This is a genomic window from Campylobacter sp. MIT 12-5580 (assembly GCF_005406235.1).
GTDB lineage: Bacteria > Campylobacterota > Campylobacteria > Campylobacterales > Campylobacteraceae > Campylobacter_D.
In genome coordinates, this window is record NZ_NXLK01000021.1 from 1 (window position 1) to 937 (window position 937).

The 937-nt window shown below is 27.0% G+C and carries 1 protein-coding gene and 1 pseudogene; both read right to left on the reverse strand.

Features of this window, described 5'->3' with window-relative positions; genetic code table 11:
* Positions 1-254: pseudogene (locus CQA38_RS09145) on the reverse strand (hypothetical protein); the annotation flags it as partial.
* A 412-nt stretch (positions 255-666) separates the two neighbouring features.
* Positions 667-819, reverse strand: a complete 153-nt coding sequence (locus CQA38_RS09270; protein ID WP_170999505.1) for a hypothetical protein — start codon at positions 817-819, stop codon at positions 667-669.
* Positions 820-937 lie beyond the last annotated feature (118 nt).

A 937-nucleotide genomic window follows, 5' to 3' on the forward strand; every position in this document is an offset into this window, starting at 1 on the left:
GGCAACCCCAAATTCAACTCCCAAGCAATATCAGCTTCTATATCAGTATAAGATAAACTTTTATTAACAAATAAGTTTTTATTAACTTTATCCTCATCTCCTACACTCTTTTGCCCTTGTTCTAAATTCTCATTTAAAACATCACAATCAAGCAAAGCAGGATAAGGATGTTTAGTCTCAAGATAGAGTTTTTTAAATTTATCTGAAGCTAACCATTCTTGTATAGTATCTATATGAGTAAGTATAAATTGCAAGGTTTTTATATTTAAGTCTTTAAAAGAAAAAGAAGCTTGAGTGAAAAGAATGGGATTGAGTTTTTGAATTTGAGTAAAATAAAAGCTTTTATCTTGTTTAAATAAACTGAGTATATGATCTTTGTTTATATGAAGTTCTTGTATAGTATCTTTAATGTGTAAAAAGTTCTTATGTATAAGTTTAGCTTCTTTGATGTATTCAAAGAGTTTTAAATACCCTCCCTTATACCAAGTTTTATCCGCTTTTATAAAAGCTTGTCCTAAAAGATAGGCTAGATGAAATTGACATATTATAGCTTCATGATAATCACTTAAGCTTTCAAGCTTTGCTCTTTGAAGTTCTGGAAATATTTTTGAAATTTGTTTGTAGAGTTTAAGTTCTTTGTAGTGTTGTTTTTTTATATGATAGAGTTTATAGAGTAAAGAAAGGTAAGCCCCCCCCCCCTAGTGTAAATTTAACAAGAGTATTTTTTTCTTTGAGTATTTTATCAGTGTTGATAAGTTCTAAGCCTATTTTATAAGAAAGAGTGTTTTTAATCCTTTGTGAGGCTGTGAGTTTATGCATTTTTATTTTTCTCCTTATTGAGTTTCGTTTTTTAATGTGTTTTTAGTGATATATTATTTGTTATTTTCAATTTATTGTTTTTAAAAATGAAAAAGCATTATATCAAAAAAAAAAAAAA